Below are 24,100 nucleotides of genomic sequence, written 5' to 3'. Positions count from 1 at the left end.
TAATAACTAGTAGTTAGACCACCTGAAAACAACTGAATTAAATATTGGAGAATCCTTTGCCTGAATATAGAGCATTTTATCAAGCCAAAATTAAAACTGCACGTTTCTATATTCAACGTATTCTGCCAAGAGCAAGTGGTCATGCTACCTGTGTAGTAAACGGTGCCTATTCGATGATGGCACTTGAGGTAGAGGAATTTTTTCTAGGGCAGAAATAATAATATCTCAAAAGTTCATTGATAATAATTAGCTAAATAATTATTTTACTTAGTTATTAGGTCTTTATTCATGGCATTTATTCGCAAATGCAGCCAACCCACTTAGTGGAAAACTCAATGTTAATGATGGCATGGGCGAAGTGGATTATTCGAAGTATTGCGTAGATATAGACCATGTTATCTAAATAAACATGAGGCATAACGCAGAATCAAGTCCAAATGAGTCAGAACGAAGGTACAGGTTCAACTACAAAACTGTGGCCAATTTTACTTGACCACTTTATATATTTAAGGTGAGTTTTATGAATAGTGTTTTAGAGAATATTGCAGTTAATACCGAAGAAACTAGTTATTTTCAACAGGTATTTACCAAGCAAAAAGAGGCAGCCCAAAACTGCACTTATATCAACTTAGATAATCGTTTGGTAAGTTTAAACAAATTAGAAAAGATACTATTGAACAATCAAGATGCAATTGCCCAAGCGATTAATAAAGACTTTGGCAATAGAGCAGTTCAAGAAACCTTAGTATCAGAAATATTTGGTTTGCTAGGCGGAATTAAACACAGCCGTAAAAAGTTAAAACAGTGGATGAAACCACAAAAACGCCATGTAGGTATCGCTTTTTTCGGTGCTAAAAACACCGTTGTCGCCCAAGCTAAAGGTGTCATTGGGGTAATAAGCCCTTGGAACTATCCTCTATTTTTAGCACTAAGTCCGTGTATTAGTGCTATTGCCGCAGGTAACCGTTGTATTGTTAAAATGGCGAGTAATTCACAAACATTGTGTCACTTATTATCAAAATTGATTGCTGAAGTTTTTGATGATGAGGTCTTTGCTATTATACCAGGTGTTAGTGCGAGTGAGTTTACAGCTCAAGCTTGGGATCATATTGTTTTTACTGGCTCGCCTGAAGTAGGTAAAAAAGTCATGACGAGTGCGGCAAAACATCTTACGCCAGTTACCTTAGAGTTAGGCGGAAAATCTCCCGCAATAGTCGCTGATGATTTCGATATAAAAGAGGCAGCAGAGCGAATTCTGTTCGCTAAATACTTAAATGCAGGACAGACTTGTGTTGCTCCTGATTACTTATTTGTTCCTCGAAGTAAAGTAGACCAATTTGTTGACTTAGCTAAAGACATTATTAAACGTCGTTACCCTTCAATTGAAAGTAAAGACTTCACTTCAATTATTGATGATAAAGCATTTAATCGATTACAAACAACGTTACAAGATGCTGTCGATAAGGGAGCTAAAGCAGTTAATCTTTGTGAAACTGGCGAGCTAAATACACAAACACGCAAAATACCACCATACATTGTTATTAATACAAGCGAAGATATGTTAATAATGCAAGATGAAATATTTGGTCCTTTATTACCGATTAAGCCCTATGATGATTTAGATGAAGTCATTGGCTATATCAATAAAAATGAACGCCCTTTAGCACTTTATATATACAGTAATAAAACCCAAATCCAGCAGGAATTCATTAACAATACTCTCTCTGGTGGTATATGTATTAACGACAGTATGCTACATGTTGCTCAACACGACATGCCTTTTGGCGGTATTGGTAATAGTGGTATGGGGCATTACCACGGACAAGAGGGCTTTAACGAATTTTCAAAGCTTCGCCCTATTTTCAAACAAGCAAAAAAATCAGCCGGTTTAGCGCTTGCACCACCTTACGGCGAAAAGTTTGAAAAACTAACTAAAGCGATTTTAAAATGGAAGTTATATTAGACTCTGTTGACCTTTATATGGTCATTTATATAACGGTTTGATTGGCATTTTTGCCATATTCAATAATAAAAAACACTTATCTATTTAGGGTAACAAAAATTAAATTCATTTCACTTGATAATCTATATTCTGAGGTGGGGATCAAAGCTGAACCCACATCTTGGTTTACCATCACTCAAGAACAGATCAATGCTTTTGCTGATTGCACCCATGATCAACAATTTATCCATGTTGATCCACAAAAAGCGGCCAAAACACCTTTTGGTTCAACAATAGCCCACGGATTTTTGACCCTGTCGATGCTGTCACACTTCACCGAGAGTTTTAGTGTGGTGATCGAAGGGACATATATGAGCGTTAACTACGGTATGGATAATCAGCGATTTATTTCCCCTGTCAAGGTTGGTAAGCGTATACGCGCTCACGCGACATTGATTGAAGTGATTGAAAAAAAGAAAGGGCAGTTTATGCTAAAAACAGCGGGAGAAATTGAAACAGAGCATGAGAAAAAACCAGCTCTTGTAGCTGAAAGTATCGCCATGCAGATGGTAAAATAAAAGAGCAGCAAAGAGGAGTTTAGGTATGTTTAAATCAATAATTTTATTAACATGTGTAATACTGTCACCATACTTGGTGGCTGAAACGACTCTGCCTAAACATTTAATATTCGGTTATAATTATCATCCGGCTGTCATTCAATATCATATACCAATCATTAGACAGGCCTATAAAAATCTTGGCATAGCGACAGAGTTCGTCGCTATGCCTATCGAGCGAGACCTTATGCAAACGAGCAAGGGAATCATAGACGGCAATGTTATAAAGCCATTATTTAGAATAAAGCAATATGAAAATTTAATAGCTGTCAGTCAACCAATAGATAATGCTCGCTTTGTTGTGTTTTGTCGAGTGAGTAAACCTTGTAATCCTAATATACTTCAAAACCCTAAAAATACAATTTTAATGGGAGTTGGCTCAAAAGTTTTCGCCTATAGCGATGATTGGCACGCCCAAGTTTATAAAATCAGTGATTTGGGAAATTTTAAAGAGCTCTTTGAAAGCAAAAAATTCGATTACTTCACCTATGTGCTCTCTCAAAAGACGCACTATCAGCATAACTTTAAAAATGTAAAATATTTCATATTGTATGAGGAGCAGGTGTACCATGTCTTGCATAAAAAATACGCTTTTATGCAAGAACAAGTAAATAATGCAATAAAACAGATTTTAGCGGAGCGTAATGATCCTCTCCATAAATAACCAGAGATCGTCTTAATAGATTACGCTTTAAATTTCAGCTGAATGCGATGAGTTTCATTACATAAACTCCTATACTTTAAAGTACTCATTTCCTCTTATTAATACCTTATATAAGGTTATTTGGGGGATGCGTTATCAGAAATTACCTTATTCTACGCAACGATCAATGATGTTTTAAACTGGTTGGATGTTTGTCCAAACCATTTTTTAAATGCTTTAAAAAATGGGGCTAAGGATGTATAGCCTAGTAGATAACTGGTTTTTGATACGGATTTGTTGCAGGTGAATAAATACTCTACAGCAAGCATTTTTTTAGTTGTAACAGTATTAATTTAAAGGAAATTTTTGGTTTTTTAAGCGTCGGTCTAGTGTGCTGACTGAAATGTTGAGTATTTGTGAGACAATACATTTTGTTGGTTCGGTAATAGGAAGCAGTAGTTCCATTATCTATTAGGTTCGTTGAGTAATGCTTAATTCAGGAAATTGCTCTTTAGTACAGGATAGCCATTCATAGATTGGGCGGTGTCTTCCTCGTTTCGCCTAATTGATTGACCCCTTGTTATACCACGCACCGGTCTAGACTGTTTTTTACGCGTAGTATTGAGATATTTCTAGTGGTTACCTCCTCTGTGATCGCGGGGAGAGTGACCGGTATTTTGCGAGAAAAAGCGTGAAAAGTGAGCCGGGATCTTAAAGTGTAGTCGTTCTGATATTTCCGTTAAGGATAGGCGTGAATTTTTGAGATACTGCTTTGCAAGATCTAGGCGCACGCGATCATAAATTTGCTGATAGCTGGTTTTATGCTGCGTTAGCCTGTGTTGCATTGTACGTACTGTAACATTTAGCTCATGGGCAATTAGTGCTGCTGTAACACCATCTTTATTCATAAGATCTCGAATGACTCTGTCTACTCTTAAAATGATAGGTAGCTCGCTCTCGACATCAATGTCAGAAGAGTAACTCTCTTGATTATTTTCGTTCTGTGAGATTGTGCCCTGCAGTTTTATCCAGTCTTCTTTACTCAGATGAATGGAGTTAACATCTTGATCGAAAAATATGTTATCACCGAAAAAATCAAATAATGGTGAGCAAGGATTGGGTTTTTTATGTCGAAATTGAATGTAGCTTGGATTCCATTTTGAGCCGGCTTCTTCACGGAGATCTTTGCACAACAATGCGAGGGAATGCTCAACTACTTGAATTGTCGACTTGTGAATGTTTTTTCTATTTTCAGTCTCTGGGTTTCTTACTTCAATATTAATTGAGAAACCATTTTTTTCGGGAGATAGATAGACAGAAAGTGCTTGGGAATGTTTCTCAATATTGGCAGAAAGTATTTCCATTGACTTGCCAATGGTCTTGGCGCCTCTCATCATTGACCAAATCATACCCATAGTGCTAACTTTTTTGACCTTAGCAAACCTTAACCCAAAGAATCGGTCATTACATCTTATAGATGCCTCTTCAAAAAGCTCATTCACTTTGATTTCGGGAATCATTACATTGGTAACACGAAGAGATTCTGGAGTTAGATCTACGCATCTAGCAATATCATCCGGGTCCTGTCCATAGCATTTAATAAATTCTGCAGCTCCTTCTAGCACTTGGCTGGAAACTTTATTTTTCATGATTAGGTACTCTGTGTTTGTATCGCGGCGTTTCGTGATCGATGCGTATAGTATAAGTTATTTGGCTCGTCTTGCGCAATATGGTAAGTGTCGGATCCGCAAGTCAATACTATAACTCTTCGAAGTATTGGGGTGTCATGTGTTTCAAAACCCTGAGAGGGTATAACAATTACAGGCGCTTTTAGAAGTTCATAATAGTGAACAAGCAGAACCACTTTGACCTGGAGTTGTCCATGCGCCAATACGCATCGATAAAACAGGAGGCGAGCCAATATCTAAGGATGACATATATATGTATTGGCCTAATTAATCGAAGATCGGTCGGTTTCGTTTTGGCTTGTGCCGATAAGAATAGACCCATAGTGATTTATATTTTTCTATGAATTAACTTAAACCTTGGAACTTTTACTACTATGAAAATAAAAAAAATATCAACAATCCTCGCTATGATAGTTCTCACTTCAGGGGCAACTGTAGCGATAATGCTATCTGATAAAGTGAAAAATATTGTAGAGATGACCTCCCCATGGCAAGAAAATTACTCTAAATCAAAAAGCCAGCTAGGGGCACTTTACGGGTTTCCTTATGTATTCAACTATTTGCTACTTAATGATTGGGGTCAGCCTTTAGAAAAGGGGATTATTTCAAAAAAACCAAGGGATACCTTAAATAATTTTTATCATGTTAGAAAGCTAACCGATGCAGAATACCGTGATGGAGGAGCCCCTAATAATGACGCGGTCTATTCACTCGCTTACCTTTACGTCGATAAAGAGCCTGTAATCGTTACCGCGCCAGTGTTAGGAAATGATGACCGATACTGGGCGCTTCAATTTACCTCATTTACGTCAGACAACTATGCATATATAAGTAAGAGGGCAACGGGTAATGGCGGTGGTAATTTTGCAATTGTTCCTTCTGGCTGGAAGGGTACTCTCCCAGAGGGTGTTACCTATTTAGCGGAGGCTCCCACTAAATGGTCTTTATTAGTAGGGCAAACTGTCGTGCGGAGTCAAGCTGACCTCCCGAACGTGCACAAAATACAAGATCAATACCAGTTAACGGCGTTGAGTGACTGGGGTAAGGCTGAGCACGTCCGTCCTTCATTTGTACCCGTGGAAAATGCTTTCCCAGAATATGCTGCGATGTTTGCGGACCCTGATTTGGGCTTAAAAGCTATTCTGGAGGATTTCATTAAATATAACCCCGAAAACTATTTGGCTATGATGAATTACTCAATGACACTTAACGGTATTCCTGAAGCTGAGCAAGGCTACATGGAGCAGTTTCGAGAGGTCGGAATTGGTAGCGATATTGATTTAAGCGAGTTACGTCAGGACTTTATTAAAGGACGTCTCAAAGGTGCCGCCTTGGGTTTACTCGATGTAGTGAAATCAACAGAGACAAACTATGGTAGTAAGAGTGTCGACGGTTGGACAGTATTGGACCCCATTTATGGGCACGCAGGAATGGAAGGGAAATACCTTGTACGTAGTGCCTTACAGTCATTAACGGGAATCGTTGCTAATGATATTGAAGAGGCTAGCTATTCCTTACTCAATGATGATGTTACTCGAACTGGCGTCCAAAAGCCCAGTGGTGAATATCGTTATGTTCTGCATTTCACTTCCGATCAAATGCCCAAGGTAGGTGCTTTTTGGTCGCTTTCTGCTTATGATGATACAAATAATTTGATAGCAAATAAAATAAACAGATACTCAATTGGCGATAGAACTAAAGGGCTTGTATATAACGATGACGGTGGGGTTTCTTTGTATATTAGTTATGATGAACCGTCTGACAAAGCTGAACGAAGTAACTGGCTGCCAACCTCCAAAGGTGAATTCTACATGGTCTTTCGTGCCTACCTACCAGGCCAAGAAATCATTGAGCAAACCTGGACGCCGCCAAAGTTAACTCTACAATAGTTGTTAATCATATTTTTCGTTTAGTCTCGGCAGGTAGACTGCAGAGTATTACTTAGTTAGTTAGTTAGTTAGTTAGTTAGTTAGTTAGTTAGTTAGTTAGTTAGTTAGTTAGTTCCCTCTAGGTGATGCTCTATTTATAAATATTTATGAATGTATCAGTGAAGTAGCATCACGCTGAGTTAACTCACAATAGAGCGGTTTTATTGAAGAAGCGTAGGTGAAATAGGTAAGTCTGAAACTCAACCTAAAACCCTATAATTTAAATTTATATCGCTGAATACCTAAAAAATAAAATAGAGATCTAAGTCATGAATAAAAACCCATATTTCGCACGTATTAATCTGTCAGCGTCAATTATTAAGAGTATCTCACCGCTGTTTAACTATAAATCATTTAAACGTACAGTTCTCTCTGTAACCATTGCTACACTTTCAATTTCAGTAAATGCGAATCAAGAAGCGCAAACTATTCCGAATAAACTTCTGTTTGGAGACACGCACCTTCACACTAGTTATTCACTCGATGCATTCCTTAATAAAAATCAAACCGTAGATCCTGAAATGGCCTATCGTTGGGCTAAGGGCGCCCCAATGGTTCACAATATAAGCCAGGCAAAAATCCAAATAAAAACACCCTTAGATTTTCTGGTTATTGCGGATCACGCAGAAGGTATGGGGCTATTAGACAACAACTTCAAAGGTGAAGTTGTTTCTTTAGATGAATTAGGATTTTTAGATAGTCTTAAACGTTGGGCAGCGATTAAATATATAGAGTTTGGTGTTGATAATGATATGGGCCTCAAAATGTTCTCGCGCTTTATTCCTGTAGGCCCTGAAAACCCAGGTAAAAATCCTGTACAAGATCCCAACAACAATACTGATGGATATCATGCCTTTGGTGAGAACAATGCATTAAGAGCAAGTTATTGGAATAAAACTATTGATGCAGCCGAGCGCAATAACGACCCAGGAACATTTACAACGTTTGCAGGGTGGGAATGGAGTTCAATGCCTACGGGTGCCAATTTACACCGTGTTATTTTTACGCCGGATGGCGCAGATAAAACACGTCAATACCTACCCTTTGGCGCGGATTCTAGCCAGTACCCCGAGGATTTATGGTCGTGGTTAGAGAAAACATCAAAAGAAACGAAAAGCCGCTTTATTTCTATTCCACACAATTCAAACGTATCTCGTGGCTTTATGTTCGCTGAAACAACATTAAGGGGAGAGGTTATCACTGCAGATTATGCTAAGACACGTATAGAGTGGGAGCCATTGGTTGAAGTTACACAATCTAAAGGTGACATGGAAGCAAGAGGTGTTTTTTCACCAAAAGACGAATTTGCAGACTTTGAAAACTTTTATCATTACCTAGATACCAGCGGTGATACTTACATCCCAATTAAAAATGATTTTGCACGAGGCGCATTAACGGCAGGTTTAGCCATTGAAGAGAAAGTAGGTGTCAACCCTTTTAAGTTCGGAATGATTGGTTCAACAGACAGTCATACGGGCTATTCATCACCAGAAGAGAACAACTACTGGGGGAAGACAAGCGCAGACTCACTACCCAAGGGTAAAAAACTTTCAGACAGCCATGGTGAAAGTCCAATATCCTTTAATGGATTTAATATGTCTGCGTCAGGCCTTACAGCTGTTTGGGCTATTGAAAATACCCGAGAAGATATTTTTAATGCGTTTCAACGTAAAGAAGTTTATGCCACCACAGGAACTCGTTTAAGTGTACGTGTTTTTGCTGGATGGAATATGGATGAACAAGCTATACAAAGTAATGATTTCGCTACCTATGGTTATAAAAATGGTGTACCTATGGGCGGCGACCTAACTACCCCTTCTTTAACTTCTTCAAAAACTTCGCCGGAATTTATTTTTAGAGCAGTGAAAGATCCTATTGATGCAAATTTAGATCGCGTTCAAATTATTAAAGGTTGGATTTCAGCGACAGGTGAACGTCATGAAGCGGTTTATAATGTTGCTTGGGCGGGCGAGCGAAAGCTTGACTCAACAGGAGTGTTACCTGCTGTCGGGTCAACAGTGAATTTAGATAATGCGCAATATACCAACACGATAGGAAGTGAAGAGATAGTAGGAAAATGGACAGACCCTGATTTTAATTTAGCAGAGAGAGCATATTATTATGTACGCGTACTGCAAATCCCAACACCTAGAAACTCACTTTACGATAGCCTAGCAACACAAACAGAGCTTCCGTCTGAAGGGCCAGCAACTATTCAAGAACGCGCCTATAGTTCGCCAATTTGGTATACGCCAAAATAAAATATTTAGATCGTACAGTAATGAGGCCTCATCGCTTCATTACTTTACGGTCTCTTTATATAACCGTCTACGTACTTCCCCATTTATCCAATATAAATACTAAGTGAGTAAAATGAAAACCAAGGCTAAACGTCCTATTACCTTACGAAAGAAAAACAAATTAATTAATATAATTACCAGAGAACCTCTATTTGTTTTCTTGATATTAGGTTTTTTAGGTTTTATTTTTATTAGAGCAATCAACCCTGATTCGTTAAAAAGTGAGCAGCCATTTTTGGTTAACGTAAGCGAAAAAAACTTAATCTCGTTTATCCAAGCCCAAAACAAAGTATATAAAGAGAAAAGTGCAAAGGCGTACTTTAAAGCACTTTCAGAAGATGAAAAAGAAGAGATAAAAAAACGATATATCCATCAAGAAGTTCTTTATCGGGAAGGATTGAAATTAGGCCTAGATGAAAATGATGAAATGATAAAACGTCGTCTTGTTCAAAAAATGGAATATTTAACACGAGGATTTAGCCAAGATATTGAAGCCATTAATGAAACAGAAATAAAAAAATACTACCAAGACAATATCTATCTATACATTCAAGAACAAACGGTTAGCTTTAGCCACATTTATTTTTCTAAAAATAAAAGAGGTTTAAAAAATGCGTTATTTGACGCACAAAATACAAAGTTAAAAGTAAGGGAAGAAGCACTCTATCCTGAGCAAGCTGGAAAATATGGCGATCATTTTTTATACTTTCGAAGTTATATTAATAAAAGTGAAAAGTTTGTAGCTAGCCAACTTGGAGATGATTTTTCAAAGGATATATTTTCTGAAAATAAAATAGGACTATGGGTAGGCCCTTTCAAATCAACTTATGGCTACCACCTTGTGTATATCATTAAAAATACAGCTGAAATAACCCCACCTATAGAGGACGTGGCTTCTTTGATTCTAGCTGACTTACAACAGCTAAAAGTTAAAGACGTAGAACGTAGGGCGATTAATAAAATTATTGAAAAGTATGAAATTGTTGAGTGAGTTTATGAAATTTTTATCTAACTGTACACTTTTATTACTTGTGTTTTTTTCGAACTATTCGTTTGCACATGATGCTCGGCCTTTATATATCGAATTAGAGGCGAAAAGTTATACTCAAATATTATTGAAATGGAAGACACCACCCATTGTTGAACTAGGTAATGAGCCTTATATCATTCTGTCTGGTGATAACTGCCTTATAACTAAAATCCTAAAACAAGACCGCCTTCAAGGCGCTATTATTTATAAATGTGACAACATCAATGACAACTTGGTTATTGATATTACCTATCCTTTACATAACCCAGCATTAACTTCACTTATTTCTTATACGCCGCTTCAAGGCGATATAATAGAACACTTTAACGACCCCAGTATTCAAAGAGTCGAAGTCGACAAGGTCCTCAACGGAAAGGATATTTCCAAAGAGTATATCGTATCCGGCATAAAGCATATCTTGGAAGGATTTGATCATCTTCTTTTTATTTTATGTCTTTTTATAATTACAGGTTGGGGGAAACGTTTAATTCTCGCGATCTCTGGCTTCACTGCTGGGCATACTCTTACGCTTATTGCTAGCAGCTATCAATGGATATCCCTACCTATAGGTTTTGTAGAGTTTTTAATCGCTTTAAGTGTTTTATTTTTATCTGTTGAAATAACAAAAAACAACAAGAAAACATTCAGTTGGAAACATCCTTTTACGATCGCGTCATTATTTGGCTTGCTTCATGGATTTGGTTTTGCCTCAGTATTAAATCAATATGGATTGCCTACTGAAAATAAATTTAACGCATTAGTAAGTTTTAATCTTGGGGTTGAAATTGGTCAGCTCTTGTTTATTTCAGCAGTATCTTTACTGATGTATATGATAAATTCAAAGTTTACCTTTTTTAAAAGAGGTTTTAATCTGGGGGTTTATGCTATTGGTGGCCTAAGTGGTTATTGGGTTATAGAGCGTTTTTGGCTGTTGATTTAATAGCGTTTAAGCAACCGGCTAACCAACAGGAACAGTGTATTTTTTCGAAAAGACCGGTTATTAATTCAAGCTCTGCCCCAATAATGTAATCTATTTCTATTCTCTTGAGCCTGACATTCTGACTTTATCATAAGGGAGTACCACAGTAAGCGCAAAACTAAGCGGTGCGCTTAGTTATACTCGATGTTTATCCAGTAGAATATGCTTACGCCGAAGAGTTTGTGAGATAACTAACAACCTGGCTATTTGAATTTTCACCATTTACAACAATGTATAAGATTGTGTCGAATTTATTCTTTGCAATAATATCACTCATATCTTCTTTAGAATATGTTCTAGTTGGCAAAAATATTTGAGAAGAAGTAACAACCTCGGTATGTAACTTTTTAGAACGTAATTCACTTATAAAAATATCATCAAACGTTGGGTTGGGTATGGTCGTTGTGTTTACCTTTGAGATAATGATGTCGTTGACAATCAAGTTGTTAATATGCAGTTTGAAGGAGGTAAACTGTTTCATTTACTATGACGGCATTTATTGACTATACAGAAAGAAAAACGAGAATTTTTGGTACTAAAGGTATGATCGAAGGTGATACCTCATCTTTGAAAATATATGATTTTTTATCTGATCAACAAACTCATATTGAAGCAACAGATGCTGAAAGTGAAATGACGCTTCATGGTGGTGGTGATTACGAAATCATGCGTTCGTTTATTTCGGCTGTGGTCCAGCATAGCAATAAGGCTGGTCCAATATATCCATGATGTTGGTTCAAACACATCAGACTATGCACCTCCCCACTTAACTCGTATTTTAGAAAAATGAGTTAGGATTTTCTTTGTCAGGTAGTGTGTACGCTTTTGTTATTTTACCTAAGCCATGTCTTATATAGCTCCTCACTCACACACGAATAAATATTATTTTTACGACATACTCATTTTTAGCGGCTTATCATTACTTATTTTGTGCCATAAGCAAGGCTTTTATTTCTTTCAATTCTTGTTGAAGCTCAATAAGAGTTGGTTGCTTTTCAACTTTTTCGGCTCTGGCTGCTTGGTGCTCTTCTTCCATGACATTAACAACGATACCGATCACCATATTTAAAAATGCAAAGGCAGTAAAGAAGATAAACGTCAGATAAAATATCAAACTATAAGGATAGACTTCCATTGTCTCGTATTGAATATCAGTCCAATCCTCGAATGTCATAACCCTGAAAAGTGTCAACATTGATATCGCTATGTCGCCCCAGAGTTTTGGATTGATTTGACTAAACATGAAGCTTCCAAATGCCGCATATATATAGAAAATTATAAACATCAACAGAACGACATAGCCTAATTGTGGTAAGGCTTTTATGAGAGAGTTAATTAAAATTCGCAACTCAGGTACAACGGATATCATTCGTAATACACGAAATATACGTACAAGACGAGCTAGAAGAGCCATTTCACTATTATCTATGGGTATAAGACTTATCATTACGACAAGCGTATCAAAGACGTTCCAACCTTTTTTTAAGAATGAACGTTTGTCATCATCTCCAATAAAGCGAATAGTTAGCTCAAAGAGAAAGAAAACAGTTATAAAAACATCTAATATCTCAGTAAGCGAAACAGCACTGTCTGTTAATTGAAATGTTTTGGCACCGATTTCCAGTGCGGAAATGATAATAACGGAGACAACGATAAGCTCAAAAATCTTGTTGTTTTTGAGAGCATTCAGGTTCATTTTTATGGATTGGTACATAGGTTATTCTGTCAACATATCTATTGAGTGTGCTTAAAATGGCAGCATTATACGCAATTAGCATATAATTTCCTTATAATTATTTTTCAAAATGTCTGTGTCTGTCATCGCTATTTGAATAAATGTTATGTTGCTATGTCATTACTCCAGAGTGCTTAACCCAAGCTCAAGAGTTTCTTGCTTGAACCTACCAAATATATTCATCATACTTTCGTAAGTGTTTGTTAGCGGATTCTTTTCATTAGTAGGCGTGATCTGCGGGTAAACCCTCTCTTCAAATTCACCAAGTTCGAGTCTTTCCTCTTCAATGTTAATATTCTTATTTGATGAACCTTTAACCTTATCCTCAGGCACTTTATCAATATGACCTTCATTTGTATCATCATCCTTTTGTTTTGCCTTAAAATGAGTACTCATTTTTTCAAATTTAACGACATCGGCCTCAAAGGGAATATCCTGAGCGACTCGAAAAGCATATTCAACAAGTTTTGGCTCGGCAGGCATGTATAGAAAAGCGTCCTGATTTGGAGCATCGGTTATACGCAAATTACGCCCTTGTAATTGTCTAAAATTCATTTCTGTTTTGATTCTAGTTAGGTGACAAGTAACTTGTAAGCGTGGAATATTCGTTCCCTCGCTAATCATCCCAACCGATACAACCCATTTAGAGCTAGATTGCCTATAGTGATGAATGAGTTTGGTCGGTTCATCTTCCCTATATGTGATGACTGTAACTGCTTCATTAAAGTGCTCAGCCATTAGCTTTTCAATTTGTGTCGTATGTTCAACAGAGCTAGCAACTATTAACCCTCCGGCAGTTGGATTTGTAATACGTAGCTTGTCCAATCTGTCATTAGCTTGTCTGATAGTATGCAATAACAACTGTTCATTTTGGATGATGTCCTGATAAGGAAATACTGATTGGGTTAATAGCTCCTTAAAGGAACTAAATGATTTTCTTTCGCCTTTATCCGTTAGCGAGATATTGTCGTTATCAATCACAATGATCTGGGGTTTTCTACAAACACCATCTCTAATAGCCTTAGAAAGCCCGTAGACGTAATCACATCGAATTTTATTGGTAAAGCTTGAATAGTGAGAAAGCACGATAGGAGCCGTATCAGAGCGCCAAGGAGTACCCGTCATAGCTAAAGTGAACTCAGCGTTATCACGAATATTGAGGATTATTTTTTCGCCCCAGGCGTTGGCGTTTTCAATGTTAGAACCTGAACAATGATGAATCTCATCAAAAATAACGAACACACGATATTTTTGAAACAACATCCAAAAATCTTCATCAAGGTATTTCATGCTCTGATAGGTTAATGAACGACCTTTAGAACCTAAAAGACCGTCAAACCGCTCACCGATTACACTTTCAAGAGTTTCGCTAAAGTCTTCGCAAACGACAGAGGAAGGTGAAAAGCAAATAATAATATCAGCAAGTTCACGCTTGATTATTTCATTTCCAAGTGCCGAAGCCATAAAAGTTTTACCTGCACCAGGCGTGGCTAAAGCCAAAAAGTGTTTATTACCACTGGTATATTTATCTAGAGCTAAGTTAATACACTCAGCCTGCCATTTACGTTTTTCCATGTTATTCCTAATGCTTAATTGAGATAAGGTTTTCAACAGCTTTAATACTGCCAAGGAGTTTGCTGTTTTTCTCTCGCACTTCATTGTATTTTGATTGTAATTTAGTGTGCAGTTCTGGAAACTGGTTGCAAAGAAGTTTGTATTCGTCCACCTCTCCAAGCCCTGTCAGTAGCTCGTTTTTATAGTGGTTTAATCTATCGACTAATGTTTCACTTAAGCTATTAGTTACCTCAAGATCAGACTCTTTCTTTTGATCAATATCTACTGCTGGGTTTACAGCGAGGGCGGCAGGGTCAAACATCTCAGTTTTAATAAACGAAGTGATCTCTTTCTTCTTTGAAACAGACTTCTTTAATCAACCTTTCTTTACTAGCTTTAAAAGCTCGGTATAAACAAAACGACGCGCATCATTCGGGTCAATGGTGTTATCACATTTCAAAGCCAAATATGCAGATCGAACCTCTATTGCAGAGAAGTGATCAAAGTTAGGTGCAGCAATAATTTGAGCAACAAGGTTATTTAATTTCATATAGAACTCCGCATCAAACAACCGACCAAGGGTAAAATTGATGGCCGGGTGTGATTATAATCCAACGGATTATAATCCAACGGATTATAATCCGTGATATTATAATCCGCAATATGAAATAGTTGCTTATTTGGATCTGAGGTTTATCCAATGAGCGACCTAATACAAAAATTTGCAGAAAAATTAAGGGCTAAGAGAGGGGAAAATAATATTTCTCAAGATGCACTTTCAAAGCTGACAGATATTGACAGAAGCTATATTGGCCGTATCGATAGAGGGGAAGTAAACATCTCCCTTGATAAGCTTTTTAAAATAGCAAAGGCACTAAAATGCCAACCTGCTGATTTAATGCCCGAAATTGATCTCTCGAATGATTGAAAATGACATAGAAAACAGTATTGCTGTCTAATCAAGCTTACTGAGCCACTGCGTGAAGATATCGTCGCCACAATGGAAAAAGCTCCAAGTTGTACTGCAACGTAAAAAGGTAATGCCTAGGATAACTGAAAAAGTTAAGAGTTTTGTTAGTACGTTTTATGGTGGCATGTAGACCAATTTAATTTTAAGGAAAAGTATTATGAGTAGTTATAAAGGATCATCTTGGTTTAAGTGGGATCTACATGTGCATACTCCAGATTCATTAGTTTCCGAGTATGGAGGGGACTGGGATAAGTTTATTACAAATATTGAAAGTCTGCCTCCTGAATTTAAAGTGATTGGGATCAATGATTATATTTTTATTGATGGATATAGACGTGTTTTAGAAGAAAAAGCTAAGGGCCGCTTTCCTAATATTGAGATTTTTTACCTGTTATTGAGCTGAGAGTTGATAAATTTGGTGGTAGTAAGAGTAATATGAGTAAAATAAATTACCATATTATTTTCTCGAACGAAGTTCCAGTGGATGTTATTCAAGCTCAGTTTCTTAACGCTCTTGCAACGGCTTATCAGGTAATGCCCCAATATGATTCTGTTGCGGGAAATGGAAAGTGGAATGCTCTTCCGACTAAAGAGAGTTTAAGTGAATTAGGTGAGTTGATCATTGCAAGTGTTCCCGATGAACAAAAAATTCATTTTGGGCCTGCTTTACAAGAAGGCTTTAATAATTTCTGTGTAAACTTTGATAAGTTGACGGACATACTTACTAGGCCGTATTTTGAAGGGAAGTTCTTAACTGCCGTAGGGAAAACAGAGTGGGCTGATATTAAATGGAATGATCAATCTATTGCTGATAAAAAGAATATTATCAATAAAACTGATTTGGTTTTTATATCATCTGCAAAAATTCCTCACTATTTTAAAGCGAGAGAGAGCTTAACTCAATCTAATGTTAATGATAGGTTGCTGGATTGTAGTGATGCTCACCGATTTTCTGACTCCGATAATAAAGATCGTATAGGTAAATGCTTTAGCTGGATTAAAGCTGATTGCAGCTTTGAAGGTTTAAGGCAAGCATTGTATGAGTTCGACGGAAGAGTCCAAATAAATGAAAGCGAACCCATTTCTCCACCACTTAAAATTAGCAATGTAAGTTTTTCTTTTCCAGATGAGACTTCAATCTTAGCAGGAGATCATCGTGACACTTTTTGTTTTTCAGGGAAGCACAGCTTTAATTTTAGCCCTTATTTAACTTGTATTATTGGTGGTAGAGGCTCTGGAAAAAGTACACTCATAAACCTTATTCACGAGTCATTTAAACCAGGAGAGAATGATTTTTTTAAAGCTAATAAAATAGAGTTGGATGCTGGTGATTTTGAAGAGTATGTCAGTATCGACTCTAGTGTAACAGCAGAACAAATTGAATTTTTGGGACAAAACTCAATAGAGCAATTTGCTACTAGTTCTAAAGTTTTCTCCGAAGCTATATTTTCTCGATTAATGAAACTTGAATCAGGCAAGGATATTACAGCTATTCGCCAAAAAACAGATAATTGTTTGAAAATGCTAGCAGTTTGTCGTACCGATATTATTAGTCTATATGATGCCAAGCAAACATTAAAAAGAAAGCAAAATGAATTAGAGGCAAACCAGAAGATAGTTGCTTCATATCAAAGTGACCAATATACGGAGTTAACGTTTAAAGTTGCAAAGATCTCTAACATAATACAAATAAATAATAAGTGGAAAAGCTTAACAAGTGATTTAGCTGAGAGCTTAAAATTACTTATTCAAAAGTCAAAGGCCACTAACCTAAATAATGAAGATAATAATTCTTTCGGTAGCCGTTATATTTCAGCGATAGAAAGCTTAGAAGAAACATTGATACAAGTTGAGTCGCCAGAGGATATTCAGGAGGCTCTGGTTGAAGAAAAAGAGGCAATATCTTTACTAGAGTCATCAAGAGAAGCACTCGATGAATATCTAGCTAGTAAAGGACTGTCGAGAGAAAACTTAATAGATGTGAGCAATACACAAGATTCCCTATCTAGATTAAATCAAGAATTACCTGATTTACAGGCATATATTGCAATGTTAGAGGAAAAAATAGAATCCAATAGCATTGATAGAAAATATATTAATGATTACAAAACCCTGATTACCCAATCATTAACGAGTGTTAATTCCCAATTAGAAAATGTGAGCGATGAGGTTAAAACAATTAATTTAACTTTTGATTGGGACAAGGAATTGATGTTTAGCGAATTGATAAAACACATCTGCCAAGAAGTGAACGAAAACACTCAGGAGAACAATATCCGGAGTCATAATGTTGCTAGAGCTTTTGAAGGTTTTGACTTTACTGCGATCCAGTCAAAGGAGGCGTTATTGGAAAAGGTTGCAGGTGATGGAGTAACGACTTCTACATTGAGAACTTTCTTTGGATCAGAAAGCAACTTTCAAACATTATTAATCGACATTGAGTTAGCGCTTTTTAATGTTGAAAAGTATGGAAATATAAATGTTTTTTACGATGGTAGACCCATTCAAAACACTTCTTTTGGTCAAAGGTGTACTGCTGCTATTGTAGCTTTGATAATGCTAGGGAATACTCCAATAATTATTGATGAGCCTGAAGCTCATTTAGATAGTAACTTAATCGCAAAATATCTTGTTGAGCTGGTGAAAACAGTTAAAAAGAACAGACAGATTATTTTTGCGACTCACAATGCTAATTTTGTTGTCAATGGTGATTCAGAATTGATTCATATACTTTCAATGTCTGACTCTAAGATAACAAATTCTAGTGAAACCTCTATTGAGAATATGGATTACCGAGAGCAACTTCTTTCACTTGAAGGTGGAACTGATGCTTTTAGAAAGCGTGAGAGAAAATATTTTCCGTATGTTGTTATGGGGTAAGAATGAATGCAAAAGTGAACTATATTTTGTCAACAATTTTTTTTCTTGGTTATTACCATTTTTTTAATTTTATTTTGTCACAGAATTATATGTTGACAGGGTTTATTTTGAACACTGTCTTTGTATGAGTCTATTATTTATAGGTACCGCCACTCACTCACTCACCAATGTCACACTTTTTATAGGGAGATAACTTATATGTCATGTACGAAACAATGGCAGTACATCCACTAAGCTGGATTTATTATTTAACCTTTATCTTTTTAACCGCCTTTATCTTTTTAAATATGATGGTGGGTACGGTATTAGAAGTGATGAGCCAAGAGCATGAGCAGTTTCGTGCTGAGCAACATGGTGAAAGTGGTGATGGCGGAGAACCCGCTAGTCGTGCACAAATTGATAAATTAGAGAGTGAAATAGCAGAGATTAAAGCACTCTTATTGGAGAAAACTAAGAGTGAGATAGGCTAGCGATAAGTTACGCAGTCTTGATTGAACATGGATATAATCAATGTACAGATGCTCACGTGAGTATCTGCGCATGTTATTTATAGCGTTTTTTTGAATTGGGTAATAATACGATCAAGATGATTAGCGAAATTTTGTCTATCTGTTTGATTTAAGGCGGGTGGCCCACCTGTATGAACGCCACTAGCGCGCATGGTGTCCATAAAATCACGAATATTGAGTCGTGATTTTATATTCTCTTTAGTATAAAGCTCGCCACGAGGACTCAGGGCAACGCCCCCTTTATCTATCACTTCATCTGCTAGTGGAATATCACTGGTGATAACTAAATCATTGGCCTCAATACGCTTAACTATTTCATCGTCTGCAACATCAAAGCCACTACTGACCTGCATGAAACTTATAAAGGGTGAAGGTGGTATGCGGACATGATGATTGGCCACTAAGGTGATGGCTATTTTCGTTCTGTCAGCCGCTTTAAATAATATTTCTTTGATCACCACTGGACATGCATCAGCATCAACCCAAATTTTCATGTTTTTCCTTAGGTCTATTGACCACTCACGTTATTTTTACTTATGCTGCTATGATACAGTAATTCATTGGGTAATTAAAAAATTGGGTTAAAACCTAGATAAATTGGACTTACAACACTATGTTAAATCCCAATTACCAACAGATATGGCAAACAGTACAGTTAATTCCGCTAGGTAAGGTTGCTTGTTATGGCCAAATTGCTGACTTAGCTGGTTTACCTGGTAGAGCGCGTCTTGTAGGAAAATCGCTTGGTAAAGTACCAAAAGATGGCTGGCGAGGGCAAACGGTACCTTGGTTTAGAGTTATTAACTCACAAGGTAAGATTTCTTTCCCACCAGGCAGTGAAAATTTTGATAAGCAGAAACATCATTTGCAAGATGAGCAGGTCGTTGTGATTGGTAGCAGGATCAAACTAAAAGAATTCCAATGGAAGCCAGATTTATCAGAATTATTATTTTCGCTAGAGTTTTAATTAATTGTTATTCTCGAGTTTGTTATCCCCAATTTATTTTAATAGAGGGGCAAGCCTTGTTAAGGCTATTTTTTCTAATTCCCGGTATATGTAATCCTCCTGCCAGCACTGGTGAATATTCTTAATTTGCATTACTTCAGTCATGATGCTCTTTTGCTCTACTGATATCTCTCTGGCTTTTGTGTATGAAATGTCAGGAGAAAAGCTGACCATTTGATCTAATGAAGGCCAAAGTTCAGGGCACATTAATGCGAATTTATGTGCTATTTTTTTACTCAATAGCTCATCGATATTGTCATCAAGACTGCTTATCTCAATAAAATGGTCATTAGATAGTTTACTAATAGCATCGTTGTTTTTTTTGCGTTGTAAGTAATAAGCGGGCAATATTTTTAGCCAGTCATCAGTGTATAACTTGATAAGCTTTGCGAGTGCGTGACAATCCTCAAAACTACTATTTAAACCTTGGCCATAAAAAGGCAGCATGGCATGAGCAGCATCACCTATCAAAGCCACTTTATTATTTATCACCCAAGGATCAACATTCACTAAAAATAGCGGGTTAGGTGTTTTTGTAAGGAACTCAGTGACAGGATTTTCTAATAGTGGCATAACATCAGTAAAATGATGGAGAAAAAAATCCTCTACTGCCTTTGCACTTGTTAGTGATGAAAATGAAACGGGTCCTTGGTCATTTAAGTATAAAGTACAGGTAAAGCTACCATCATTATTTGGCAGTGCAATTAATAAAAAACCATTGCGAGGCCAAAGATGACTGGCATGTGGCGATAACTTAGTACTACCATCTTTATTCGAGGAAATGGTTAACTCTATGTATGATTGCTTCACATAACGTTGAGAGTAGCTAAAACGTGGTGTTTCCTGCGCAAGACGACGTACTTTAGAAAAAGCACCATCGGCCGCAAATACGTAATCTGCATCAATCTCTTTATGGCCTTTTCTTCCAGCTTTCAAGTAACTAAAAGAGCAGCAAGCAGTATTAAAATCTATGTATGTTAATCGTTGTTCAAAGTGTAAGTTGACTTGTGCTTCTTGCTCGGCTTGGCTGATCAAAATCTCAGTCAATTTTTCTCGTGATATAGACCAAATAGCTTGATTTTTTTGGCCATAATTTTGTTCTGATAAAATTCCGTCTTGCCCATGAAATACACGCTTATAAAGTGGTGTAGCATATTGACGTACTCTCTTATCAATGCCGATCATTTCAAGTGCTGCCCATGCTCTCTCTGATAAGGTAATATTGATGGTTCTACCTTGTTGTGCACTGTGTGATCTAGGGTCCGGGCGTGATTCAAATACATCGACCTGGTGATTGGCACGCGATAAAATTATGGCTAACATAGCGCCAACAGGGCCGGCTCCTGCAACAGTAATTTTATTTTTTAAGTGTGGGAGTTCAGTCAATGGCTTAATTTCTTAAATAATTTTATAACTATTTAAGTAGCATAGTAAAACAAAAAAGCCCAGTCAAAGACTGGGCAAAAACAACAGGTAAAACAAAAGGAGAAATATGAAATAAGTTAAGGTTTATGAATTTCCATTCAATAAGCTTTTGCCATTGATAGCTATCTTCCGAGATTTTAATGCTTCTGGAATTTCTCTTTCTAAATCAACGTGCAGCAAACCGTTTTCCATAAAGGCGCCAATGACTTTGACGTGTTCACCTAGTTGAAATTTACGCTCAAAATTTCGCTCTGCAATACCTTGATGTAAAAAATGACGAGGGGATGATTCGTTTTCCTGTTTTGAATTAGCAGTGGTTTGTTTGGTACCAACAATGATTAAACCATTGTCTTTAGATTCAATATCAATATCTTCCTCACTAAAGCCTGCGACAGCCATAGTAATGCGGTATTGATTTTCGGCCAATAACTCAATGTTATATGGCGGGTATGATGATTGTTTTCCCGGTTGGGAAGCTTTATCTATTAAACTAGCTAAATGGTCAAAGCCAATAAATGAACGATAAAGAGGGCTGTAGTCTGTAGAGTTACGCATAATAAGTTATCCTATAATATAGCAATAAGTTGATTATTATTTTAAACAGCGACGTTAATGTTGTTAGTTTTTTCTAGCAAAAACATTGCCTAGAGTTGAATCACAAAATCATAAGTCATTTAAAATAATGCTGCCTTTCATAATGAACAGGCAATTTTTGTTGTGTAGCCCCTTACGGCGACTACACAATTAAAGATGGGATTGTTTACTGGTTTTTCAAGAATAAAGTTAAATAAAATTATAGGATAAATTTTAACTGGTTGTTTTTCATGTATTTAAAATATATATTTTAAAGCGTTATTTCTCAGTTTCTTTCACGGGAAGTTCTTTAGTCGCTTCAACTTCAGCTTCCGGATCAATAACAATAACAGGCGCCGTATATCTCACTTTAGCTAGTGCTTTATCATAATTAGGGTGTTGTGATATGTTTGCAACTATCTCTTTGTACACAATCTTGCCTTGGTTATTTATAACAAATATTGCACGGGTAAGCAGTCCCATATCCTTAATTAATAAACCATAACTAGTGCCAAAATCACGCCAAACTGAATCAGATAGCACCTTAATACCATCGACTTTTTCAACATCACAAAAACGTTTTTGAGCAAATGGCAGATCATTACTGATGGTTAAAATTGTAATATTCTCAGGTAGTTTTGCTGCTTCTTCATTAAATCGTTTTGTTTGAATAGAACAAACACCGGTATCTAAGCTTGGCACCACTGAAATAAGTAAAGTTTGTCCTTGAAAGTCTGCCAATGTTACTGGCGCAAAGTTTTTATCAACAACTTTAAACTGTGGAGCTTGCTCGCCAACATTTACCTGTTCGCCTAAAAGGGTGACATACTTATCTCCGGCTTTGACAAGATTTTGTGTTGATTTAAGTTTTTTTGAGTCAAAATTATCACTATGGCTAGTGAAAGCAATAGTAAAACTGGCGATAAAAAATGCACATAAGGCAATGTTTGAAGTAGGAAAATTCATGGGTTATTGAAATTAATGGTTAAGGTGAAATTATATTAGCCGTTTAGCGATAAAAATTCTATAAATAGAACTTAATCATTGTGTTTTATATTGGATACTTTAAGGTTATCAATAGAGGCTAGATATTTAATACTCGGCCATTGTTATTGTTTATGTAAGGCCTAAGATTAATATGACCACTAAATTATTAATTTGTGATGATTCTAATATGGCGCGCAAGCAAGTGGCGCGTTCATTACCCGATGGTTGGGATGTAGAGATAAGTTTTGCCGCCGATGGTGTTGAGGGAATTGAAGCGATAAAGGCAGGGAAAGGCGATGTACTTTTACTCGATCTTAACATGCCGAAAATGGATGGCTATCAGGTGCTTGAAGCTATTTTGGCGCAAGATTTACCAACACTTACCATTGTTATATCAGGTGATATTCAACCAGAGGCTCATCAACGTGTTACGAGTTTAGGCGCACTAGGTTTTATTCAAAAACCGGTCAATAAAGATATTCTCACTGAAGTACTTTCATCTTATGGACTTTTCTCTCATGAAAATCCAGCGACGAGTAATGAACTAGATACATCGCATAATTCGTCAATCAATATTCCAGCAACTCCACCACCTGCCGTTATAAATACTCCTGAGAAGCCTAGGGTTACTCAAGTTAATGTATCTAATGTTGAGAGTGAACCACAAGTTACTGAACCTAATCTTACCTTATCAACAGATATTCGCGATTGTTATCAAGAGATTGCTAATGTCGCTATGGGTCGAGCGGGTGATTTATTGGCTCGTTTACTCAATGTTTTTGTTGAGTTACCTATTCCTAATGTTAATTTCATCGAAGTGAGTGAGCTTCGAATGGCGCTGAAAGATATCGAAAATCATGAAAGTACATCGGGTATTTGCCAAGGCTTTATTAGTGCGGGTATTTCAGGAGAAGCCTTGCTTATCCTTAACGACTCTAGCTTTAAAGATGTCGCATCGTTGATGAATTATCAATACGATGCTGATATGGGGACTGAGTTAGAATTATTAATGGACTTAGCAAATGTACTTATTGGCGCCTGCTTAAAAGGGATATCAGAGCAGCTCGATATTCAGTTTAGTCAGGGACACCCTGAGGTATTAGGGCAACATAGAAAAATCTCTGACTTAATTGCTAATAATGCCAATAAATGGAAAAAAACACTCGCAATAGAAATTAGCTATAGCATAGAGGACTATCCAATAAAGTGTGATTTGTTATTACTCTTTACGGAAAAGTCTATGCAGACACTTAATAATAAATTGGCCTATTTAATTGATTAACTGATGAGTTAATCAATTAAAAATTGAAACACTTATTAAAAATAAGCTGGGT

The 24,100-nt window shown here is 36.8% G+C and carries 23 protein-coding genes and 1 pseudogene; 15 read left to right on the top strand and 9 right to left on the bottom strand.

All coding sequences use genetic code 11. From position 1 onward, the window contains the following. Positions 1 to 56 precede the first annotated feature (56 nt). From ESZ36_RS12435 to ESZ36_RS12420, 4 genes are all read left to right on the top strand, one after another. A complete protein-coding gene (locus ESZ36_RS12435; protein ID WP_211357782.1) occupies positions 57 to 218 on the top strand; it encodes an acyl-CoA dehydrogenase C-terminal domain-containing protein in 162 nt (53 codons plus the stop codon). Positions 219 to 520: 302 nt separating this feature from the next. Then, positions 521 to 1,963 (top strand): coniferyl aldehyde dehydrogenase, encoded by a 1,443-nt coding sequence (locus ESZ36_RS12430; protein WP_146788318.1) that lies wholly within the window; start codon positions 521 to 523, stop codon positions 1,961 to 1,963. 41 nt (positions 1,964 to 2,004) lie between these two features. After that, a complete protein-coding gene (locus ESZ36_RS12425) occupies positions 2,005 to 2,520 on the top strand; it encodes a MaoC family dehydratase (protein ID WP_425457386.1) in 516 nt (171 codons plus the stop codon). 25 nt (positions 2,521 to 2,545) lie between these two features. Beyond that, a complete protein-coding gene (locus tag ESZ36_RS12420) occupies positions 2,546 to 3,223 on the top strand; it encodes a hypothetical protein (protein WP_146788316.1) in 678 nt (225 codons plus the stop codon). Between the two features lie 611 nt (positions 3,224 to 3,834). Here the strand turns inward: ESZ36_RS12420 and ESZ36_RS12415 are convergent. Next, a complete protein-coding gene (locus ESZ36_RS12415; protein ID WP_146788313.1) occupies positions 3,835 to 4,851 on the bottom strand; it encodes an AraC family transcriptional regulator in 1,017 nt (338 codons plus the stop codon). A gap of 413 nt (positions 4,852 to 5,264) precedes the next feature. On the opposite strand from ESZ36_RS12415, the gene ESZ36_RS12410 reads away from it, so the two are divergent. The 5 genes from ESZ36_RS12410 (at position 5,265) to ESZ36_RS12390 (ending at position 11,856) form a co-directional block, all read left to right on the top strand. Further along, positions 5,265 to 6,779 carry a DUF1254 domain-containing protein gene (locus ESZ36_RS12410; protein ID WP_146788311.1) on the top strand — a complete coding sequence of 505 codons (1,515 nt, stop codon included), beginning with the start codon at positions 5,265 to 5,267 and terminating at the stop codon, positions 6,777 to 6,779. A gap of 308 nt (positions 6,780 to 7,087) precedes the next feature. Then, positions 7,088 to 9,079: a DUF3604 domain-containing protein gene (locus tag ESZ36_RS12405; RefSeq protein ID WP_146788308.1), complete on the top strand. Its 1,992-nt coding sequence runs from the start codon at positions 7,088 to 7,090 to the stop codon at positions 9,077 to 9,079. 112 nt (positions 9,080 to 9,191) lie between these two features. Further along, the gene (locus ESZ36_RS12400; RefSeq protein WP_146788305.1) at positions 9,192 to 10,109 is read left to right on the top strand and encodes a peptidyl-prolyl cis-trans isomerase; all 918 of its coding nucleotides are present in this window, start codon (positions 9,192 to 9,194) and stop codon (positions 10,107 to 10,109) included. Positions 10,110 to 10,113: 4 nt separating this feature from the next. Beyond that, a complete protein-coding gene (locus ESZ36_RS12395) occupies positions 10,114 to 11,088 on the top strand; it encodes a HupE/UreJ family protein (protein ID WP_170235834.1) in 975 nt (324 codons plus the stop codon). 525 nt (positions 11,089 to 11,613) lie between these two features. Beyond that, positions 11,614 to 11,856: a hypothetical protein gene (locus tag ESZ36_RS12390; protein WP_146788300.1), complete on the top strand. Its 243-nt coding sequence runs from the start codon at positions 11,614 to 11,616 to the stop codon at positions 11,854 to 11,856. A gap of 190 nt (positions 11,857 to 12,046) precedes the next feature. Here ESZ36_RS12390 and ESZ36_RS12385 read toward each other — a convergent pair whose 3' ends face one another. The 4 genes from ESZ36_RS12385 to ESZ36_RS22530 all read right to left on the bottom strand — a co-directional run bounded on the left by ESZ36_RS12385 (position 12,047) and on the right by ESZ36_RS22530 (position 14,966). Then, positions 12,047 to 12,841, bottom strand: coding sequence for an ion transporter (locus ESZ36_RS12385; RefSeq protein ID WP_146788298.1), 795 nt, complete (start codon positions 12,839 to 12,841; stop codon positions 12,047 to 12,049). A gap of 141 nt (positions 12,842 to 12,982) precedes the next feature. Beyond that, entirely contained in the window at positions 12,983 to 14,437 is a 1,455-nt protein-coding gene (locus tag ESZ36_RS12380) for a DEAD/DEAH box helicase (protein WP_146788296.1), read from the bottom strand. Between the two features lie 7 nt (positions 14,438 to 14,444). Further along, positions 14,445 to 14,738, bottom strand: a complete 294-nt coding sequence (locus ESZ36_RS12375) for a hypothetical protein (protein ID WP_146788294.1) — start codon at positions 14,736 to 14,738, stop codon at positions 14,445 to 14,447. Between the two features lie 54 nt (positions 14,739 to 14,792). After that, entirely contained in the window at positions 14,793 to 14,966 is a 174-nt protein-coding gene (locus ESZ36_RS22530) for a hypothetical protein (RefSeq protein WP_170235833.1), read from the bottom strand. A gap of 150 nt (positions 14,967 to 15,116) precedes the next feature. Between ESZ36_RS22530 and ESZ36_RS12370 the strand changes: the two genes are divergently transcribed. From ESZ36_RS12370 to ESZ36_RS12355, 4 genes and pseudogenes are all read left to right on the top strand, one after another. Next, complete coding sequence (locus ESZ36_RS12370; RefSeq protein WP_146788291.1) at positions 15,117 to 15,344, top strand: helix-turn-helix domain-containing protein; 228 nt, start codon at positions 15,117 to 15,119, stop codon at positions 15,342 to 15,344. 199 nt (positions 15,345 to 15,543) lie between these two features. Then, the gene (locus tag ESZ36_RS12365) at positions 15,544 to 15,789 is read left to right on the top strand and encodes a hypothetical protein (protein ID WP_146788288.1); all 246 of its coding nucleotides are present in this window, start codon (positions 15,544 to 15,546) and stop codon (positions 15,787 to 15,789) included. 32 nt (positions 15,790 to 15,821) lie between these two features. Then, entirely contained in the window at positions 15,822 to 18,266 is a 2,445-nt protein-coding gene (locus ESZ36_RS12360) for a TrlF family AAA-like ATPase (protein WP_146788286.1), read from the top strand. 200 nt (positions 18,267 to 18,466) lie between these two features. Then, positions 18,467 to 18,736, top strand: a pseudogene (locus tag ESZ36_RS12355) (ion transporter); the annotation flags it as partial. A 77-nt stretch (positions 18,737 to 18,813) separates the two neighbouring features. Here ESZ36_RS12355 and ESZ36_RS12350 read toward each other — a convergent pair. Then, positions 18,814 to 19,269 (bottom strand): YaiI/YqxD family protein, encoded by a 456-nt coding sequence (locus ESZ36_RS12350; RefSeq protein ID WP_146788283.1) that lies wholly within the window; start codon positions 19,267 to 19,269, stop codon positions 18,814 to 18,816. Between the two features lie 119 nt (positions 19,270 to 19,388). Between ESZ36_RS12350 and ESZ36_RS12345 the strand changes: the two genes are divergently transcribed. After that, positions 19,389 to 19,742: an MGMT family protein gene (locus tag ESZ36_RS12345; RefSeq protein WP_146788280.1), complete on the top strand. Its 354-nt coding sequence runs from the start codon at positions 19,389 to 19,391 to the stop codon at positions 19,740 to 19,742. A 33-nt stretch (positions 19,743 to 19,775) separates the two neighbouring features. On the opposite strand, the gene ESZ36_RS12340 is transcribed toward ESZ36_RS12345, so the two are convergent. The 3 genes from ESZ36_RS12340 to tpx all read right to left on the bottom strand — a co-directional run bounded on the left by ESZ36_RS12340 (position 19,776) and on the right by tpx (position 22,745). After that, complete coding sequence (locus tag ESZ36_RS12340; RefSeq protein WP_146788277.1) at positions 19,776 to 21,167, bottom strand: FAD-dependent oxidoreductase; 1,392 nt, start codon at positions 21,165 to 21,167, stop codon at positions 19,776 to 19,778. Between the two features lie 123 nt (positions 21,168 to 21,290). After that, on the bottom strand, positions 21,291 to 21,761 hold the full coding sequence (locus ESZ36_RS12335) for an Hsp20 family protein (RefSeq protein WP_146788275.1): 471 nt from the start codon (positions 21,759 to 21,761) through the stop codon (positions 21,291 to 21,293). Between the two features lie 297 nt (positions 21,762 to 22,058). Then, complete coding sequence (gene tpx / locus ESZ36_RS12330; RefSeq protein WP_146788272.1) at positions 22,059 to 22,745, bottom strand: thiol peroxidase; 687 nt, start codon at positions 22,743 to 22,745, stop codon at positions 22,059 to 22,061. A 172-nt stretch (positions 22,746 to 22,917) separates the two neighbouring features. On the opposite strand from tpx, the gene ESZ36_RS12325 reads away from it, so the two are divergent. Then, a complete protein-coding gene (locus ESZ36_RS12325; protein WP_146788269.1) occupies positions 22,918 to 24,048 on the top strand; it encodes a response regulator in 1,131 nt (376 codons plus the stop codon). Positions 24,049 to 24,100: the final 52 nt, after the last annotated feature.

Origin of the sequence: Colwellia demingiae (assembly GCF_007954275.1) — a bacterium.
Classification (GTDB): domain Bacteria; phylum Pseudomonadota; class Gammaproteobacteria; order Enterobacterales; family Alteromonadaceae; genus Colwellia; species Colwellia demingiae.
This window is presented reverse-complemented; position numbering and strand designations above follow the sequence as displayed.

Coding starts and splice junctions, on each gene's coding strand:
- ESZ36_RS12385 (WP_146788298.1), bottom strand. CDS start 12,841: ATGTACCAATCCATAAAAATGAACCTGAATGCTCTCAAAAACAACAAG.
- ESZ36_RS12345 (WP_146788280.1), top strand. CDS start 19,389: ATGTTAAATCCCAATTACCAACAGATATGGCAAACAGTACAGTTAATT.
- ESZ36_RS12415 (WP_146788313.1), bottom strand. CDS start 4,851: ATGAAAAATAAAGTTTCCAGCCAAGTGCTAGAAGGAGCTGCAGAATTT.
- ESZ36_RS12400 (WP_146788305.1), top strand. CDS start 9,192: ATGAAAACCAAGGCTAAACGTCCTATTACCTTACGAAAGAAAAACAAA.
- ESZ36_RS12380 (WP_146788296.1), bottom strand. CDS start 14,437: ATGGAAAAACGTAAATGGCAGGCTGAGTGTATTAACTTAGCTCTAGAT.
- ESZ36_RS12395 (WP_170235834.1), top strand. CDS start 10,114: ATGAAATTTTTATCTAACTGTACACTTTTATTACTTGTGTTTTTTTCG.
- ESZ36_RS12365 (WP_146788288.1), top strand. CDS start 15,544: ATGAGTAGTTATAAAGGATCATCTTGGTTTAAGTGGGATCTACATGTG.
- ESZ36_RS12335 (WP_146788275.1), bottom strand. CDS start 21,761: ATGCGTAACTCTACAGACTACAGCCCTCTTTATCGTTCATTTATTGGC.
- ESZ36_RS12375 (WP_146788294.1), bottom strand. CDS start 14,738: ATGTTTGACCCTGCCGCCCTCGCTGTAAACCCAGCAGTAGATATTGAT.
- ESZ36_RS12350 (WP_146788283.1), bottom strand. CDS start 19,269: ATGAAAATTTGGGTTGATGCTGATGCATGTCCAGTGGTGATCAAAGAA.
- ESZ36_RS12430 (WP_146788318.1), top strand. CDS start 521: ATGAATAGTGTTTTAGAGAATATTGCAGTTAATACCGAAGAAACTAGT.
- ESZ36_RS12370 (WP_146788291.1), top strand. CDS start 15,117: ATGAGCGACCTAATACAAAAATTTGCAGAAAAATTAAGGGCTAAGAGA.
- ESZ36_RS12390 (WP_146788300.1), top strand. CDS start 11,614: ATGACGGCATTTATTGACTATACAGAAAGAAAAACGAGAATTTTTGGT.
- ESZ36_RS12410 (WP_146788311.1), top strand. CDS start 5,265: ATGAAAATAAAAAAAATATCAACAATCCTCGCTATGATAGTTCTCACT.
- ESZ36_RS12325 (WP_146788269.1), top strand. CDS start 22,918: ATGACCACTAAATTATTAATTTGTGATGATTCTAATATGGCGCGCAAG.
- ESZ36_RS22530 (WP_170235833.1), bottom strand. CDS start 14,966: ATGAAATTAAATAACCTTGTTGCTCAAATTATTGCTGCACCTAACTTT.
- ESZ36_RS12360 (WP_146788286.1), top strand. CDS start 15,822: ATGAGTAAAATAAATTACCATATTATTTTCTCGAACGAAGTTCCAGTG.
- ESZ36_RS12420 (WP_146788316.1), top strand. CDS start 2,546: ATGTTTAAATCAATAATTTTATTAACATGTGTAATACTGTCACCATAC.
- ESZ36_RS12405 (WP_146788308.1), top strand. CDS start 7,088: ATGAATAAAAACCCATATTTCGCACGTATTAATCTGTCAGCGTCAATT.
- tpx (WP_146788272.1), bottom strand. CDS start 22,745: ATGAATTTTCCTACTTCAAACATTGCCTTATGTGCATTTTTTATCGCC.